The following is a 15,367-nucleotide window of genomic DNA, read 5'->3' as shown; positions in this document are numbered from 1 at the left end:
ACGAATTGCGTTAAAAAAAATACAAAATTGATTTTGTTAATAATCTTTAACAACTTACATTTGCAGCTAATAAACACTTAAACTTAAATATTTGAACATGAAACATCTTAGCAAATTATTGGTTCTTGCCATACTTGCAGTAGGTTTTAACAACTTACAGGCGCAAGACGGAAATAACCCCTGGCAGGTTAGTTTTGGTGTAAACGCGATAGACGTTTATCCAACTGGCGACGATCAATCACTACAAAACTTTGGATTTGAATCTGGAAGTTTTGGAAGTGAATATTTCAATGCAAATGACCACTGGAATATTCTTCCTTCAATTTCGTACGTAGCAGTTTCCAAATATGTTGGAGATGGTTTTTCTGTAGGAGCAAGAGGAACAATCAACAAAATTGATAAATTGGGCGATGTTTCGGCCGATGACCTTTCATTTTACGGCATAGACGGTACCATTAAATACAACATTCTTAAAAGTACAGTAGTAGATCCGTTTGTGGAGATCGGTGGTGGCTATACTTGGTTAGATGAGGTTGGAGCTGGTACTATCAACGGAGGTGTTGGTGTTAATGTTTGGTTTACAGACAACATTGGTTTTACTTTACAAACACAATACAAGCACTCTTTTGAAGATTATTTACCAAGACATTTCCAGCATATGGCTGGTATCTCTGTTCGTTTTGGTGGAACTGATACTGATGGTGATGGTATTTATGACAAAGATGATGCGTGTCCAGAAGTGGCTGGTTTAGCAGCATTCAACGGTTGTCCTGATACGGATGGTGACGGTATAGAGGATAGCAAAGATGCATGTCCTAACGAAGCCGGATCTAAAGAAATGAATGGTTGCCCAGATGCTGATGGTGATGGCGTTGCCGATAAAGATGATGCATGTCCTAATGAAGCCGGTCTTGCTGCTTTAGGCGGTTGTCCAGATGCAGATGGTGATGGTGTTGCCGACAAAGATGATGCATGTCCTAATGAGGCTGGTCCTGCTGCTAACAAGGGTTGTCCTTGGCCAGATAAAGACGGTGACGGCGTATTAGATAAAGATGATGAATGTCCTGAAGTTGCCGGTACTGTAGCCAATAAAGGCTGTCCTGAAGTAACAGAAGAAGTTCAAAAGCAATTGAATGAGTTTGCTAAAACCATTTTGTTTGATACAGGTAAGTCTAGTATTAAGGCCGCTTCAGTTGGTGTATTTGTTGACATTATTACAATCTTAAACGAATATCCTAATGCGAAGTTTACAGTAGAAGGTCATACAGATAGTGTAGGAAGCAATTCCCTTAACCAAAAGTTATCCGAATCTAGAGCAAATTCTGTTCGGGATTTCTTAATCGAAAAGGGTATAAGCGCTTCTCGATTAACTGCAGTTGGATATGGTGAGGATAAGCCTATCGCTACAAATAATACGGCTGCTGGTAGAACTCAGAACCGAAGAGTAGAGATTAACTTGGTGAAATAATATAAGTTCACATAAAATTTTAAAAAGCCCTGCTATAGCAGGGCTTTTTTTATGTGCTGCGCTACGTGCACAAATTTATAGCTATAGGGTGCAAATCCCTACCGAACCTGCCCATGGGAATCGTTAGCCAAGGACAAGAATGTCTCTGCTGAAATAGAGCCAAGGCTCGCATCCTTACAGCTGAGGGCTTTTCATGGAAGTGTAAAATCCAGATGAAATCTGCAAGACAGAAAGAATGCAATTATAGTGATACCCATATGGGAGCAATATAATAAAAAGGGAAACCCCAAGAAGGTTTCTATAGACGAAGAAGAGTTGAATAAGACCATTATCGCGTAACCCACCTTAGGGAAATCGCCTTACAAGCAGGTATATAAGGTTGTGTGAGAGGACGACAAAGAATAATGTTTTTTTATTTACTCGATAATCGAGATTTAAATGCTCCCACGCTTGCGTCGAAACTTAATGTAAAGGTTCTTTTCAATCTAAAGATTCCCCGACCCTTGGGTGGGGGTTTCCTATTTACCTCTCCTTTGGAGAGGTCGGAACTGCCTTTTTGCAGTTCCGGGTGAGGTAAAATACAAAATTTCGGATTTTGGCCCAAAGGCCAAAATGAAACTGACGAAATACCCCTAGGGCTTGCCTCGGGGATAGTCAGTTTCAAGAAATTTTTTATTTGGCTCGTGGGCTTGCTCCGAGGTAGTTTACTTTGTCTCCTATTTTAATTTAAAAAATTACCATTTCTGAGCTCTGAATTTTTGATGCATAGCAAAAGTTACCGTTTTGGAGAGATAGTCAGCAGCTTCATAGGTAGGGATTGGAAGTATGCCTTCTAGCAATTCGGTACTCCACGTATTCGGTTTAGAAATTAAATAGGGGGTAAGATGCGAGCCTATGGTTTGGTAATACATTCGTTCTAGATCAGAAAGATAACCGGTAACTTCATTTATGACCTCTGTTGTAAAACTAAAATTGGAAAATCCCACCGTAGTAAAGATTTTAGTCATTCCTGCTATGAGGTTGGTGTCTTTAGTGTTTACAATATTTAATTGTAAAATGTCTGTTGACATGGCTTTCAGAATTACTTTTGCCGCATAGTCTGTGGGGATAATATTTAATCCGGCTAGGGACGAAGTTGTTATTCTAATAGCTTCATTGGGATCACAATTTTTAAAAAATTTCGCGAATAAATAGAACACCATATACTTAGACATAAAGTATTGAGGCGCATCACTAATGTTGCCTCCTAAAACACTGGGGCGCAAAATTTGTACAGGAACACCGGTACGTATAGACTGCGTCAATAAAAATTGCTCCGCTTCGTGTTTAGAGGCTTCATATGCATTTCTATAGTTTTTCGATGTATTTATAGTATAATCGTTATGTATAATGCCACCTTGATCTCCGTTAGCAAAGGCGGTACTTATATAAATGAATTTTTGAATGAAGGGAACATATACATTAAAAATAAGTTTTGTGAAATCTAGGTTTTCTTTGAAAATGGCCTTTTTTGCATCCGGATCTGTCGATAAATTAACAAAACCCGCGGCGTGTATAAAGTAATCGATTAAAACGCCCTTAATAAAGCAGTGTGGTTTCAGAAAAGTATCGATGTCTACAACCTGTAACTTACTTAAAATGACGGACTGGTGTTTTTTTATAAATGGAGGAACAAAATCGCTAAAGATCATATTTTCTAGCCTTTGCTGGGGAGCTACTCTTTTTTTTGCCCTAATGGGCAAATACACTTTGGTTAGCAAAGGAAGCTGCGACTCTAGTAGGGTGAATAATAGTTTAGAACCAAGGGTGCCCGTGGCTCCTGTTAAGACAATGTGCATAAGTTAGCGGCAATTGAAAAAAAATGAAACCCTTGCCCAATGGGCAGGCAGGGTTTTTTACTATATAGCGTCTACCTTTATAAACGGACTAAAATTTAATACCTATAATAATCCGGTTTATAAGGGCCTTCCACAGTAACCCCAATGTACTGGGCTTGTTCCGGGCGCAAAACCTCTAATTCTACGCCTAAACGTGCTAAATGTAATTTTGCTACTTTTTCATCCAAATGTTTAGGCAACATATAGACATTGTTCTCGTAGGCATCGCTATTTTTCCAAAGTTCTATTTGTGCCAAGGTTTGGTTGGTAAACGAGTTGCTCATTACAAAACTGGGGTGTCCTGTGGCACAGCCTAAATTTACCAAGCGACCTTCGGCCAAAACAATAATATCGGTGCCTTCTAGGGTATATTTGTCTACCTGAGGTTTAATTTCCACTTTGGTATGGCCATAATTTTGATTTAGCCAAGCCATATCTATTTCGTTGTCAAAATGACCGATATTACAGACGATAGCCTTGTCTTTTAATTTTTTAAAATGAACAGACGTGATAATATCTTTATTTCCTGTAGTGGTAATTACAATGTCTGCGTTGCTAATTACGGTCTCCATTCTTTTTACTTCAAACCCATCCATAGCGGCTTGCAGGGCACAAATAGGATCTATTTCGGTTACCGTAACAATGGAGCCGGCACCTCTAAATGAAGCAGCGGTTCCTTTGCCTACATCGCCATAGCCCGCCACAACCACTCTTTTTCCGGCTAACATGGTATCCGTTGCTCGGCGAATGGCATCTACCGCACTTTCCTTACAACCGTATTTATTATCAAATTTAGATTTGGTCACCGAATCATTTACATTTATGGCCGGCATGGGCAGGGTACCATTTTTTACCCGTTCGTATAAACGGTGCACGCCTGTAGTAGTCTCCTCAGATAGTCCTTTTATACCAGATGCCAATTCCGGATATTGATCCAACACCATATTAGTCAAGTCTCCGCCATCGTCTAAGATCATGTTTAGCGGTTTTCGATCCGTGCCAAAAAATAGGGTTTGTTCTATGCACCAATCAAACTCTTCTGCGGTCATTCCTTTCCATGCGTACACAGGAATACCGGCTTCTGCTATGGCAGCGGCGGCATGGTCTTGGGTAGAAAATATATTACAGGAGCTCCACGTAACTTCGGCTCCGAGCGCTATTAGGGTTTCAATTAATACTGCCGTTTGTATGGTCATATGCAGGCAACCGGCTATGCGGGCTCCTTGCAAAGGCTGTTCTTTGCCATACTCTTCACGAAGCGCCATAAGACCGGGCATTTCTGCCTCCGCCAACGCTATTTCTTTTCGCCCCCAACCGGCGAGGGAGATATCTTTTACCTTATAGGGCACATATGGGATGGTTTTCGTAGTCATATCTTCTCTTTTTTTGTACTTTTAGAATACGGTAATTCGCTTTTACTCATTTTGGGTACAAAGGTACTAATAACTCACTAAATCTAATGCCACTTTATAGAACCATCAATGTACTGCCCGGGGTACAGGTGCTTATTTGGAAAATTGAAGAGACCGAAAGCGCACTTGCCAAAGATATTGTGCTTACCGAACATTGCCAAAGGCGCATGGAAGGTATGAAATCTGGTATGCATCGTGCAGGGTTTTTAAGCATTCGCCATTTAATGGCTGTAGCCGGCTTTGAAGACTGCGATCTGTTTTATGATGCCTTTGGAAAACCACACCTAAAAAACGGTCAACACATATCGATAACACATTCCCATAATTTTACAGGCATTATTTTAGGCGAAAAGAAGGAGGTAGGTATTGATATTGAAATGCAACGGGATAAAATTTTGCGAATTGCACATAAATTTACACCCATTGAAGAATACCGTACCTTAGCCAATACAGATGCCATCATACGGAAATTAACTATCGTTTGGGGTGCCAAAGAGGCCATTTATAAAATATACGCCCATCATGGACTTAGCTTTTTGCATCATATAGACGTAAAGGATTTCTTTCTGGATGATGAAAATACAACAGCAGAAGTATTGTTTCATGGGGCGTCTTCCTTTTATGACCTTCATTTTTTGGAGTTTGAAGGCTTTACGTGCGTCTATGCACTTAAAAAGTAACAGCTAGCGCGGAAATCATCCTTAAATCATAATATCAATCAGTATAAGGATCCTATGTACTATCAATTTGAATCAGAATACTGTATTTTAGAGCAAAAAAATTAAAGACATACATGAATATATCTGTTGAACTTACCTTATCTCCACTACAGGATAATTTTGAAGAACCCATTATCCATTTCATAAAAAAGCTACGATCTTCCGGACTTACTGTAATAGAAAACCCGCTAAGCACGCATATATATGGCGATTATGATACCGTTATGACCTTATTACATCATGAAATAAAAGAGGTTTTTGAACTTATGGACAAGGGATTGTTGTACTTGAAAATGGTAAAAACGGATCGAAGTTCCTATGAACCCCATTTTTGATTTTTTTTTGGAAGCCTATAAAAAGGCAACATGGTCATTTATCATTTTAGAAGGCCTCGTTTTTTTATTCGGGATAGCAAGCGTGCTCTATGCCAAAAAGGAGCATATTTGGGTGTATCCCACAGGATTGGTGGCAACCCTAATTTCTGTTTATCTTTTGTATAAGGCTCAATATTATGGGGATATGATGATGAATTTTTACTATTCCATAATGAGTATTTACGGCTGGTATAATTGGTCTAGAAAAAAAGATAATGCCTTTGTAGTACCCATTTCTAGAACCAACAGCAAAGAGAAGCGAATTGGTGTGCTTCTTTTTCTACTTACGTTAGGGGTTACCTATGGGGTATATACAGCTTTTGACTATGAAATTGAAACCGCTAATTATATCGATATTTTTACATCCGGCCTTTTCTTTACTGCTATGTGGTATATGGCGACAAAGAAGCTAGAAAATTGGACACTTTGGATTATTGCGGATCTTATTACTGTTCCTCTTTATGCCTATCGCGGCTTAGGAATGCTTTCGCTGCAATATTTTATCTTTACGATATTGGCGATTCAAGGATATATCTCATGGAAGAAAAGTTTAGACAACAAGAGTCAGACATTATTAAAGTAGTGCTTTTCGGACCAGAATCCACCGGAAAAACAACGTTATCAGAACAATTGGCCAGACATTACAATACGGTATGGGTGCCCGAATATGCCCGGGAATATCTTCAACAAAAATGGAATAATGAACGAAAAACGTGCGAGCCTTCCGATCTCTTACCTATTGCAGAAGGACAAATGTTTTTGGAAAATACGCTTACTAAAAAAGCAACGAACGTTTTAATTTGTGATACCGATTTATTGGAGACTAAAGTGTATTCTGAAGCCTATTATTTGGGGTATTGCGATACAAAATTGGAAAAATATGCCCTAGAAAACACCTATGATTTGTATTTCTTAACGTATATAGACGTGCCTTGGGAGAAGGATGATTTAAGAGACAAACCTACCGAACGACAGCGAATGTTCAATTATTTTAAGGAAACGTTAGAGCGGTATAATCGAAATTTTGTAATATTAAAAGGTGATAAAAAAGAACGCCTTACCACTGCGGTGCAACATATTAATAAATTAGTATATAGAATGACTGAATTTTCTGAAAAAGACCTGGAACAACTGGCGAACCATGGAATAACAACGAAAAAGGTTCTAACCCAAATTGGCACTTTTAAATCGGGTATTCCATATGTTCACTTAGCTCGACCTGCAAAAGTAAAGGACGGTATTTTAAAGTTTTCTGAATTAGAGGAAAAGGAATTAATCCGAAGTTTTGAGGACGCCATGGAAGACTTGTCTTTGCTGAAGTTTGTACCAGCTTCGGGCGCTGCATCTCGGATGTTTAAAGCCTTGTTTACATTTTTGGAGTCCTATAATCCTACGAACGAAACCTTAGTTGATTATTTAGAAAGGACTCATAACAATGAGCTTAAACGTTTTTTTGAACAACGTACAAAACTTGCTTTTTATAAGGAAGTGCTGCATCGTATACAAGGTCGTGCAAGCACCCAAGACGAAGAAGCGTATTATTTTGTTCAGGAAATGCTATCGGATACCGGATTAAATTATGGTTTTTATCCCAAAGGGCTCTTGCCTTTTCATGATTATGGATCCTACACGGCTACTCCTTTTGAGGAACATCTTAAAGAAGGAAGTGCGTATGCGGCAGTGCATGGGGAAGCCCATCTTCATTTTACCATTTCTGAGCAACACGAAACCATGTTTAAGACAACGTATAAGGCCATTAACGAGCGGGTTTCCAAGGCAACTAAAACGATATTTCATGTAGGGTATTCCTATCAGAAAAAGGCAACAGACACCATTGCCGTAGATATGTCCAATATCCCTTTTCGCGATCAAGAAGGTGCCTTGGTGTTTAGGCCGGGAGGGCATGGTGCCTTAATTGAAAACCTCAATGAGCAAGAAGCTGATATTATTTTTATTAAAAACATAGATAATGTAGTTGTACCTCGAAATGCGGAGGAGGTTGTTCGGAGTAAGAAGATCTTGGCCGGATTGTTAGTGAAGGTTCAGCAACAGGCTTTTGACTTTGCCCGAAAACTAGACGGAGAAGAGCTATCCATTTCCGAATTAACGGAGATTAAGTACTTTTTGGAAGCGACACTTAATGTCCGATTTTCAAATAATTTTACCGACAAAAGCTTCGAAGAGCAGATTGCACTACTAAAAGATAAAATAAACCGCCCCATTCGTATATGTGGTATGGTAAAAAATGAAGGCGAACCGGGGGGAGGCCCCTTTTGGATCGTAGACGGTAATGGGCACCACTCGTTACAGATTGTAGAATCTGCCCAAATAGATAGCACCCAAGAAAAACAATCGGAAATTTTTAATGATTCCACGCACTTTAACCCGGTAGATTTGGTTTGCGGAGTTCGTAAGTACAAAGGAGAAAAATTCGATTTGTTGAAGTATGTAGATCATGCGCAAGGATTTATTACACAAAAAACGCAAGAAGGGAAGGATCTTAAGGCATTAGAACTCCCCGGACTTTGGAATGGAGCAATGGCGTTCTGGAACACCATTTTTGTGGAGGTGCCCTTGGTTACCTTTAATCCTGTAAAAACGGTAAACGATTTACTAAAGCCAACGCATCAGGTAACGCAGCATGCCCAATAAGGATTGAAAATCTATAGATGACTTTCGCTGAAATAAAAAAGCCTCTTTTATAGAGGCTTTTTTTAAGTACGTGCATGCTTAAAATTAAGGATTTATGGTCATGGAAACGTAGTAAATAGAACCGACAAAACCCGTGCCAATAGCTGAAAAATACTCATTGCCTGTAAGATTAGAGCCTCCTAGTTTAAAGACCGATTTAATACTGGGTACGCTGTAATTTATTTGCGCATCTACCACACTGTAGGCAGGTATATTGCCATCACCAAAACTGGCTTGCCATAAATAGGTATCGCTCCACCTGTAATTTACATTAAATCCAAAGTTTTTAAACAACGCCGTATTCCCAAAAGAAGCTTTTACTTTGTGTTTTGGGGTGTTAAAATTTGTTCTGAAATCGGGATCCTCCGACTGATCAAAATCGAGATCGGCATAGGTATAGTTTACGCCAACATCAAAATTCCCCATAATTTTTGTGTCCACGCCAATCGTAGCGCCATACGAATTGATGTCTGCCTTAGAATTGGTATAAGTTTGGTACGCCTTAAAATCTCCATTTTGTAGGGCTAACAGTGATAATCCATTATCTCCGGCAGTGCCGTAAAGGGGAACCACAGTAAAGGTATTGGATATAAAATTGGTGTATTCGTTGTAGTACCCACTTAGATCGATACTTACTTTTCCTAATTGGGCACGATAACCCACTTCATAGGCTGTTATTTCCTCTGGTTTAACGATGGGGGTGGTAACCGCGGTTGGGGTACCCGAACTTATAGAACTTGATGAAAATGCATTCTCGTAAGCCGCTCTGCCCACAATGCTTACACTCTGTTGCCCGGTAAGGGTGGCACCATTTTGGGACAGATCAAAATTTCGGACATCACGATCTAAGTTGTTCGGCGCAGAACCCACTAGAATAGCTCTTCCGGTATCTAGGCCAATAAATAAATCTTGAGTGGTTGGGTTTCTGAATCCTTGTTGTATAGAGGCACGTATGTTGTGATTTCGTTTTTCTCCGGCAGTAAAAACGGCCGAAAATCTGGGAGAAACAAATCCGTCGAAAAATTCATTTTTATCATATCGGATAGAACCTGTCAATTTTAATCTATCTTCCATTAATTTCTTTTGCACTTGCAGATAGGCGCCAAATTCATTGTACGTAATTGGGCCGTCGAAATCTGTAAAAATGGTACCGTTAGAACTTAATTCATACTCTCTAAATGAGCCGCCTACTTGAATTTCGGCAATGTCTTTAGTGAGATGACTGAAATTATAATTGGCATCTACATGGCGAAATTTGGTATTATCAACAAATTTAGATCCGGTAGTTAGATCCCCATCAGAAGTTACTCTATTAAAGGTATTTTCAAATTCTGGAGTACCCGGTATTAATCGGCCTGTATCGGCAGCTTGTCGTGCGGCAGCATGGGCAGCGGCTTCATCTAATTGCACGCCTGTACCTATACCCAAGCGTGCACCAATAAAAGTTTGTGCATATTGGGTAAACCAATCTCTGTCCGATTTCCAAGCCCTATTAATATTAATCCCCGTAAATCTGGAATCGTAGGAATTTCCCGAATTTTCGGAGGTGATATATCCCCGAACAAAAAAGTTATTATTCCGTATCTCAATTTTATGCTGTTGCAATATAAAATCTTTGATGTAATTTCTGTTGGCTCCCTGAAAAATGGTATTACCTCGACCTACACGACCATTGTACACTATTTCGAAATCCGTGGCAAAGGGCTTGTAATGTACCGAAAAATCGGTTTTAACACTTTCTGCATCGTAATCTACCAAATCGCGTTCATCATACCCGGTTCGTGTTACAAACGCATTACCAACGGTTCCCGAAGGTAAGTTGGCCGCAGCATCAAAGTTGAGTAAAATACCAACCTCATCACCATACACATTGAGTCCGTCGTAATCAGGATTTGACCTAGTAGCACCGGGGTTGTTGATATCGGTTTGGTTTACTGCATGCCAATCTTCACCTTTCAGAAATGAAAAATTAGCTTTTACCGCAAGTTTGTCGTTAAAGGCATGGGCAGCACGAAATCCCACATCATAATACCCATTGTCTCCAGCTGCTTCTTGAGAGGTAATACCGGTTTTAAAGTAGGTGCTAATGCCTTGGTAGTCCCAGGGGCTCTTACTGGTCATAAACAAAATACCGTTAAAAGCTCCCGCCCCGTACAGTGCCGATGAGGCACCCGGCAGTATTTCTACACTGGCTACTTCCAATTCGGACATACCCACCAAATTGCCCAGTACAAAGTTTAATCCCGGAGCAGAATTGTCCATCCCATCTACCAATTGTAAAAATCGGTTATTGGCAAAGGTGGCAAAGCCTCGGGTGTTTATAGATTGAAAGGTTAAACTATTAGTGTTAATATCTACCCCTTTTAGGTTCTGAAGTCCGGAGTAGAAGGATTCCGAAGAGGTGTTTTTAATTTCCTTTAAACCAAAGCGCTCCACAGACACAGGAGATTCAAAAATGCGTTCCGGTGTTCTGGAAGCAGATACGATGATCTCATCCAAAAGGGTTTGAGATTCTTCGATCGTAATTGTTAGGTTTTGGTTGTTTGTAGTTACTTGAGCAGTGGCTTCGGAAAAACCAATACTCGAAATTCGAAGTTGAAATGGTATTGGTTCAGAGGTTTCCAAAACAAAATTACCGTCAAAATCGGTAACCGTACCTATGGCTTTTCCTAGGATGACAATATTTGCACCCGGAACCGGACCATTGTTCTGATCTACCACCGTACCCCTTACCACGGTTTGTGCAAAGCCAAGGACACCTAAAAGTAATACGCTAATTGTAAGTACTATTTTCATTACAGTAATGAGTTAAAATTAGTTCAAATCGAAGATACAGATTTTTTTATTTGAACAATGCTAAAATCAAAAAAATTATGCATGCATAGTATTATTTTTATAAAAATAGCAGATTATAATTTCATATTTCATAATAGAAATAAAAAAAGACGGTGATCATGCACCGTCTTTTGTAAATTATGTTGTTCTCAAATTATGTTTTTGCTATTCTACCGTTACAGATTTTGCCAAATTGCGCGGCTGATCTACGTTACAACCTCGCATTACCGCGATGTGGTACGACAATAGTTGTAAAGGAATAGTCGTTAAAAGGGGAGTTAGGCTTTCTAAGGTATCGGGTATTTCAATGACATGATCTGCCAGATCGCGTACCTGTTCATCTCCTTCGGTTACTACGGCGATGATCTTTCCATTACGTGATTTTATTTCCTGTATATTGCTCACCACCTTATCATAATGTCCTTTTTTGGTAGCAATGATAATTACCGGCATCTGTTCGTCTATTAAGGCAATAGGGCCGTGTTTCATTTCGGCAGCCGGGTAACCTTCGGCATGTATATAGCTTATTTCTTTTAATTTTAAAGCACCTTCCAAGGCCACAGGGAAATTATAGCCGCGACCTAAATAAAGACAATTCGTGGCATGTTGGTATATTTCGGCAATTTGTGCAACCAACACATTGGTATGCAATGTTTTTTCTACTTTGGCGGGAATCTGCTCCATCTCGGTTAAAAACTCATGAAATTTTGTTGTAGAAAAGGCACCTTTTTCCTTAGCCAGTTTTAATGCCAATAAGGTAAGCACCGTAATTTGTGTAGTAAACGCTTTGGTAGAAGCAACTCCAATCTCTGGGCCTGCATGAGTGTAGGCTCCTGCATCGGCTTCACGTGCAATGGATGAACCTACCACATTGCAAACACCAAATACGAACGCTCCTTTTTCTTTGGCAAGTTTTATGGCAGCAAGTGTATCCGCGGTTTCACCGGATTGCGAAATGGCTATGATAACGTCCCTGTCGGTTATTACCGGATTTCGATATCGAAATTCGGAAGCATATTCTACTTCCACGGGAATTCTTGCCAAATCCTCAAAAATATATTCGGCAACTAAACCGGCATGCCAAGAGGTGCCACAGGCTACGATAATAATGCGCTGCGCATTAAGGAACTTCTCTAAATGTTGGTCTACGCCAGCCATCTTAATAAGTCCGTCTTTTGCCCGAAGTCTGCCTCTGTAGGTGTCTAAAATTGCTCTGGGTTGCTCATAGATTTCCTTTAGCATAAAATGATCGTACCCGCCTTTTTCAATCTCTTCCAGATTTAGCTGTAACTCTAAAATATTAGGGTATGCAATGGCATCGTTTTTAATGCGCCTTAGTTTTATTTCTTTACCTAAGCGGATAACAGCCATCTGCTCATCTTCCAAATACACAGCATTGTTGGTAAATTCTATGAAAGGAGAGGCATCTGATGCAATAAAGTATTCATTCTCACCAATGCCTATGGCGAGCGGACTTCCTAATTTGGCAACCACCATTTCATCTGGTTTTTGAACGTCAAAAACAGCAATAGCATAAGCACCAACTACTTGATTAAGAGCTATTTGAACGGCTTGTCCTAGTTTTACGCCTTCGGTCTTCTTAACTTCTTCAATAAGATTGATAAGTACTTCAGTATCCGTATCTGAGGAAAATGAATAGCCTCTCTTTTTTAATTCTTTTTTTAGCGATTCGTAATTCTCTATAATGCCGTTGTGAATGATGACCAGATTTCCTGAATTGGAAAAATGAGGATGCGAGTTTACGTCGTTAGGCACGCCATGGGTAGCCCACCGTGTATGTCCCATTCCCAATTGACCTAATAGAGAAATCTCGGCTTCTGATTTTTGCCTTAGGTCGGCGACTTTCCCCTTTGTTTTCGATAAATTGATGCGTTTTCCGTCGAAAAGTGCAATACCTGCACTATCGTAACCACGGTATTCTAAGCGTTCTAATCCTTTGATAATGATGGGATATGCATCTCTATAACCTATATAACCAACAATTCCACACATGCTTTTTTAGATATTTGGGTTTAAATTTATGGGGAAACTACCTACAAAGGTAACACACAGATTGTATGTGCGCTCCTTAAATTAGATGAGTAACGTAAAAATCCCATAAGAAGTATGCCTTGGGGAACTAGTTGGCTTTCGTATACGAAATTTCTAAGCGTAACTTTTTATCTTCCTCGGCAGGCGCAACATTGCTCCCAAAAAGGACGGTTCCAAACGGATTAATGGTATTCATTACGGGAAGCTCTTTATCTTCTGAAGCACTAAGCATTGCCTCGCGAACACTAATCACACGGATGTCGGAAGTAACGACCAATCCCAAAGTGGCATTGGCAGAGTCTCTCACAACCAAATCATTGATGTGTTCTGTGATGCGAATTCGGTATTTGGTTCCTTTATCCCCTGTTTTTTGCAACAAACCATCATGATCGGGAAACGAACGGAGCGAAGAGTTTGGGTCTATACTGTTGAATCGTGTAACGTACAAAGGGTTGTTGTTTTCGGTATTGTACAAATACAATCTTGGGGGCTCTATGGGGCTACCTGCAGCGTCTAAGGCATTACGATCTACATAAAACACCAAATTGGCTTCGTTAATGACCCAATTATTAGCTTTTATTTGGTTGATGATATTAAATCCATTGCTTTCATCAAATAACTTTATCTCTGCAAAAGATCCTGCACCACCTTTAACATAAATTCTAGATGCATTTTGTCCGGTGTTAAGCTGATCTAAAATTTGCGGAGGATACGTTTCATTAATAAAGGTATTTACCGCATTTTTAGATACAGGAATATTGGGACCTCCCGTAATTAATCTCAGTTGAAACGTTTTAGAGTCTTTTACTATGGTATCGTCAGAAACATCGGCCACGGTACCATTGGTATCGACCCTGTCGTGTTCGTAATTAATGTTAATAGTGGCCTGCGTTAAATCGAACAGCAATAAGATGTCATCTGGAACGGATAAATGAATACCCCGAAAGAAATCTTCAAAATTTGACACACTAAGCAATTCCGTACTACCTTCCTTATCGAGAATATTTTGTTGGAAGAAATCGGGATCTAAAGGCACCTGTATTCCGGGCGCCAAGCGCGTTAAAACAACAAGGGATTCATCTACATCCGGGGTTTCAGGATCATCTTCATTAAACTGAAGGATTTCTTCATTGTCTATAGTAACCTCGCCATCAAAAAGTACTTCTCCAGCAAATTCAGGGGTAAACTGTTGATTGGAAAAATATGCTTGTAATTCTTGGAAATTAGAATTGGGATCTAAGTCTCTCAGAAAAAAGTTGTTCCGTTCTACTTTAAGTCTAAAAGGAATGTTTTGGTTTCCAAAAATGCTATCGAGTTGAAATTTTCTTGGAAAATTATTGGTTCCCGGACTGGGATCTTCACTGTCAATAATACCATCCCCGTCCGTATCTGGATTCAGGGGATTTGTGCCGAGTATACGTTCTTGATTATCAGTTAGTCCGTCTCCATCGGTATCGCTGTTGGGATCTAATGGATCTATATCAAATTCGTCATCCACTCCATCCCCATCACTGTCCGCAAGGGTATTCCTCAAGAAAGGAATGTAAAGAATAACGTCGGTAACGGTTTCATTTTCGGGGATTGTCAAGATATTGTCATCTGTGGCGGAATTGTTTTCTGTTTGCTGAGAAAAAGTTCCAAAAACAGGATTCGGCGCATTTCCCGGTAAACTAACCTGAGAAGTAATTCTTGCTTCGGTCCTGCCATAAACGGGGTCTATAAAGTTCCCCAACTGGTAGGCAGGCATTTGATTGGTTTGTACGGCATTTATTTTTCTATTGTACGCAAAAACATCAAAAAACGCCTTATCGGTAAGAAAGGGCTCTTGGCTCACTAAGCCGGAACCAATAGTGGTTAAATCCTCTTCACAAGAAGACAAACTCATTGCCAACAAAGTCGCTATAAGGGCAGCGGATGCTATTCTATTCAAAAATTTCAT

The 15,367-nt window shown here is 39.8% G+C and carries 10 protein-coding genes; 5 read left to right on the top strand and 5 right to left on the bottom strand.

Annotated elements, in window-relative coordinates:
- Nucleotides 1–97 precede the first annotated feature (97 nt).
- Nucleotides 98–1,468 (top strand): OmpA family protein, encoded by a 1,371-nt coding sequence (locus U1E44_RS06085; RefSeq protein ID WP_322930168.1) that lies wholly within the window; start codon nt 98–100, stop codon nt 1,466–1,468.
- Between the two features lie 734 nt (nt 1,469–2,202).
- On the opposite strand, the gene U1E44_RS06080 is transcribed toward U1E44_RS06085, so the two are convergent.
- Nucleotides 2,203–3,306 (bottom strand): SDR family oxidoreductase, encoded by a 1,104-nt coding sequence (locus U1E44_RS06080; protein WP_322930167.1) that lies wholly within the window; start codon nt 3,304–3,306, stop codon nt 2,203–2,205.
- A 95-nt stretch (nt 3,307–3,401) separates the two neighbouring features.
- On the bottom strand, nt 3,402–4,718 hold the full coding sequence (gene ahcY / locus U1E44_RS06075) for an adenosylhomocysteinase (protein ID WP_322930166.1): 1,317 nt from the start codon (nt 4,716–4,718) through the stop codon (nt 3,402–3,404).
- Between the two features lie 86 nt (nt 4,719–4,804).
- Between ahcY and U1E44_RS06070 the strand changes: the two genes are divergently transcribed.
- From U1E44_RS06070 to U1E44_RS06055, 4 genes are all read left to right on the top strand, one after another.
- Nucleotides 4,805–5,437, top strand: coding sequence for a 4'-phosphopantetheinyl transferase family protein (locus U1E44_RS06070; RefSeq protein WP_322930165.1), 633 nt, complete (start codon nt 4,805–4,807; stop codon nt 5,435–5,437).
- A gap of 113 nt (nt 5,438–5,550) precedes the next feature.
- Nucleotides 5,551–5,811: a hypothetical protein gene (locus U1E44_RS06065; protein WP_322930164.1), complete on the top strand. Its 261-nt coding sequence runs from the start codon at nt 5,551–5,553 to the stop codon at nt 5,809–5,811.
- Nucleotides 5,795–6,433, top strand: coding sequence for a nicotinamide riboside transporter PnuC (gene pnuC / locus U1E44_RS06060; RefSeq protein WP_322930163.1), 639 nt, complete (start codon nt 5,795–5,797; stop codon nt 6,431–6,433). Before U1E44_RS06065 ends, pnuC begins: the two co-directional genes overlap by 17 nt.
- Nucleotides 6,388–8,502 (top strand): DUF4301 family protein, encoded by a 2,115-nt coding sequence (locus tag U1E44_RS06055; protein ID WP_322930162.1) that lies wholly within the window; start codon nt 6,388–6,390, stop codon nt 8,500–8,502. Before pnuC ends, U1E44_RS06055 begins: the two co-directional genes overlap by 46 nt.
- Before the next feature lie 84 nt (nt 8,503–8,586).
- Here the strand turns inward: U1E44_RS06055 and U1E44_RS06050 are convergent, their stop codons facing one another.
- The 3 genes from U1E44_RS06050 to U1E44_RS06040 form a co-directional block, all read right to left on the bottom strand.
- Complete coding sequence (locus U1E44_RS06050; RefSeq protein WP_322930161.1) at nt 8,587–11,337, bottom strand: TonB-dependent receptor; 2,751 nt, start codon at nt 11,335–11,337, stop codon at nt 8,587–8,589.
- A gap of 204 nt (nt 11,338–11,541) precedes the next feature.
- The gene (glmS, locus tag U1E44_RS06045) at nt 11,542–13,389 is read right to left on the bottom strand and encodes a glutamine--fructose-6-phosphate transaminase (isomerizing) (protein WP_322930160.1); all 1,848 of its coding nucleotides are present in this window, start codon (nt 13,387–13,389) and stop codon (nt 11,542–11,544) included.
- 127 nt (nt 13,390–13,516) lie between these two features.
- Nucleotides 13,517–15,367 (bottom strand): DUF4270 domain-containing protein, encoded by a 1,851-nt coding sequence (locus U1E44_RS06040; protein WP_322930159.1) that lies wholly within the window; start codon nt 15,365–15,367, stop codon nt 13,517–13,519.

It is taken from the genome of Aurantibrevibacter litoralis, from assembly GCF_034651555.1.
GTDB classification, from domain to species: Bacteria; Bacteroidota; Bacteroidia; order Flavobacteriales; family Flavobacteriaceae; genus Aurantibrevibacter; species Aurantibrevibacter litoralis.
The sequence above is the reverse complement of the archived record's forward strand: the minus strand, read 5'-3'. Positions and strand labels throughout refer to the sequence as shown.

Excerpts from the sequence above, each read along its gene's own strand:
- pnuC (WP_322930163.1), top strand. The coding sequence starts at position 5,795 with ATGAACCCCATTTTTGATTTTTTTTTGGAAGCCTATAAAAAGGCAACA.
- U1E44_RS06080 (WP_322930167.1), bottom strand. The coding sequence starts at position 3,306 with ATGCACATTGTCTTAACAGGAGCCACGGGCACCCTTGGTTCTAAACTA.
- U1E44_RS06055 (WP_322930162.1), top strand. The coding sequence starts at position 6,388 with ATGGAAGAAAAGTTTAGACAACAAGAGTCAGACATTATTAAAGTAGTG.
- U1E44_RS06085 (WP_322930168.1), top strand. The coding sequence starts at position 98 with ATGAAACATCTTAGCAAATTATTGGTTCTTGCCATACTTGCAGTAGGT.
- U1E44_RS06070 (WP_322930165.1), top strand. The coding sequence starts at position 4,805 with ATGCCACTTTATAGAACCATCAATGTACTGCCCGGGGTACAGGTGCTT.
- ahcY (WP_322930166.1), bottom strand. The coding sequence starts at position 4,718 with ATGACTACGAAAACCATCCCATATGTGCCCTATAAGGTAAAAGATATC.
- U1E44_RS06065 (WP_322930164.1), top strand. The coding sequence starts at position 5,551 with ATGAATATATCTGTTGAACTTACCTTATCTCCACTACAGGATAATTTT.
- U1E44_RS06050 (WP_322930161.1), bottom strand. The coding sequence starts at position 11,337 with ATGAAAATAGTACTTACAATTAGCGTATTACTTTTAGGTGTCCTTGGC.
- glmS (WP_322930160.1), bottom strand. The coding sequence starts at position 13,389 with ATGTGTGGAATTGTTGGTTATATAGGTTATAGAGATGCATATCCCATC.
- U1E44_RS06040 (WP_322930159.1), bottom strand. The coding sequence starts at position 15,367 with ATGAAATTTTTGAATAGAATAGCATCCGCTGCCCTTATAGCGACTTTG.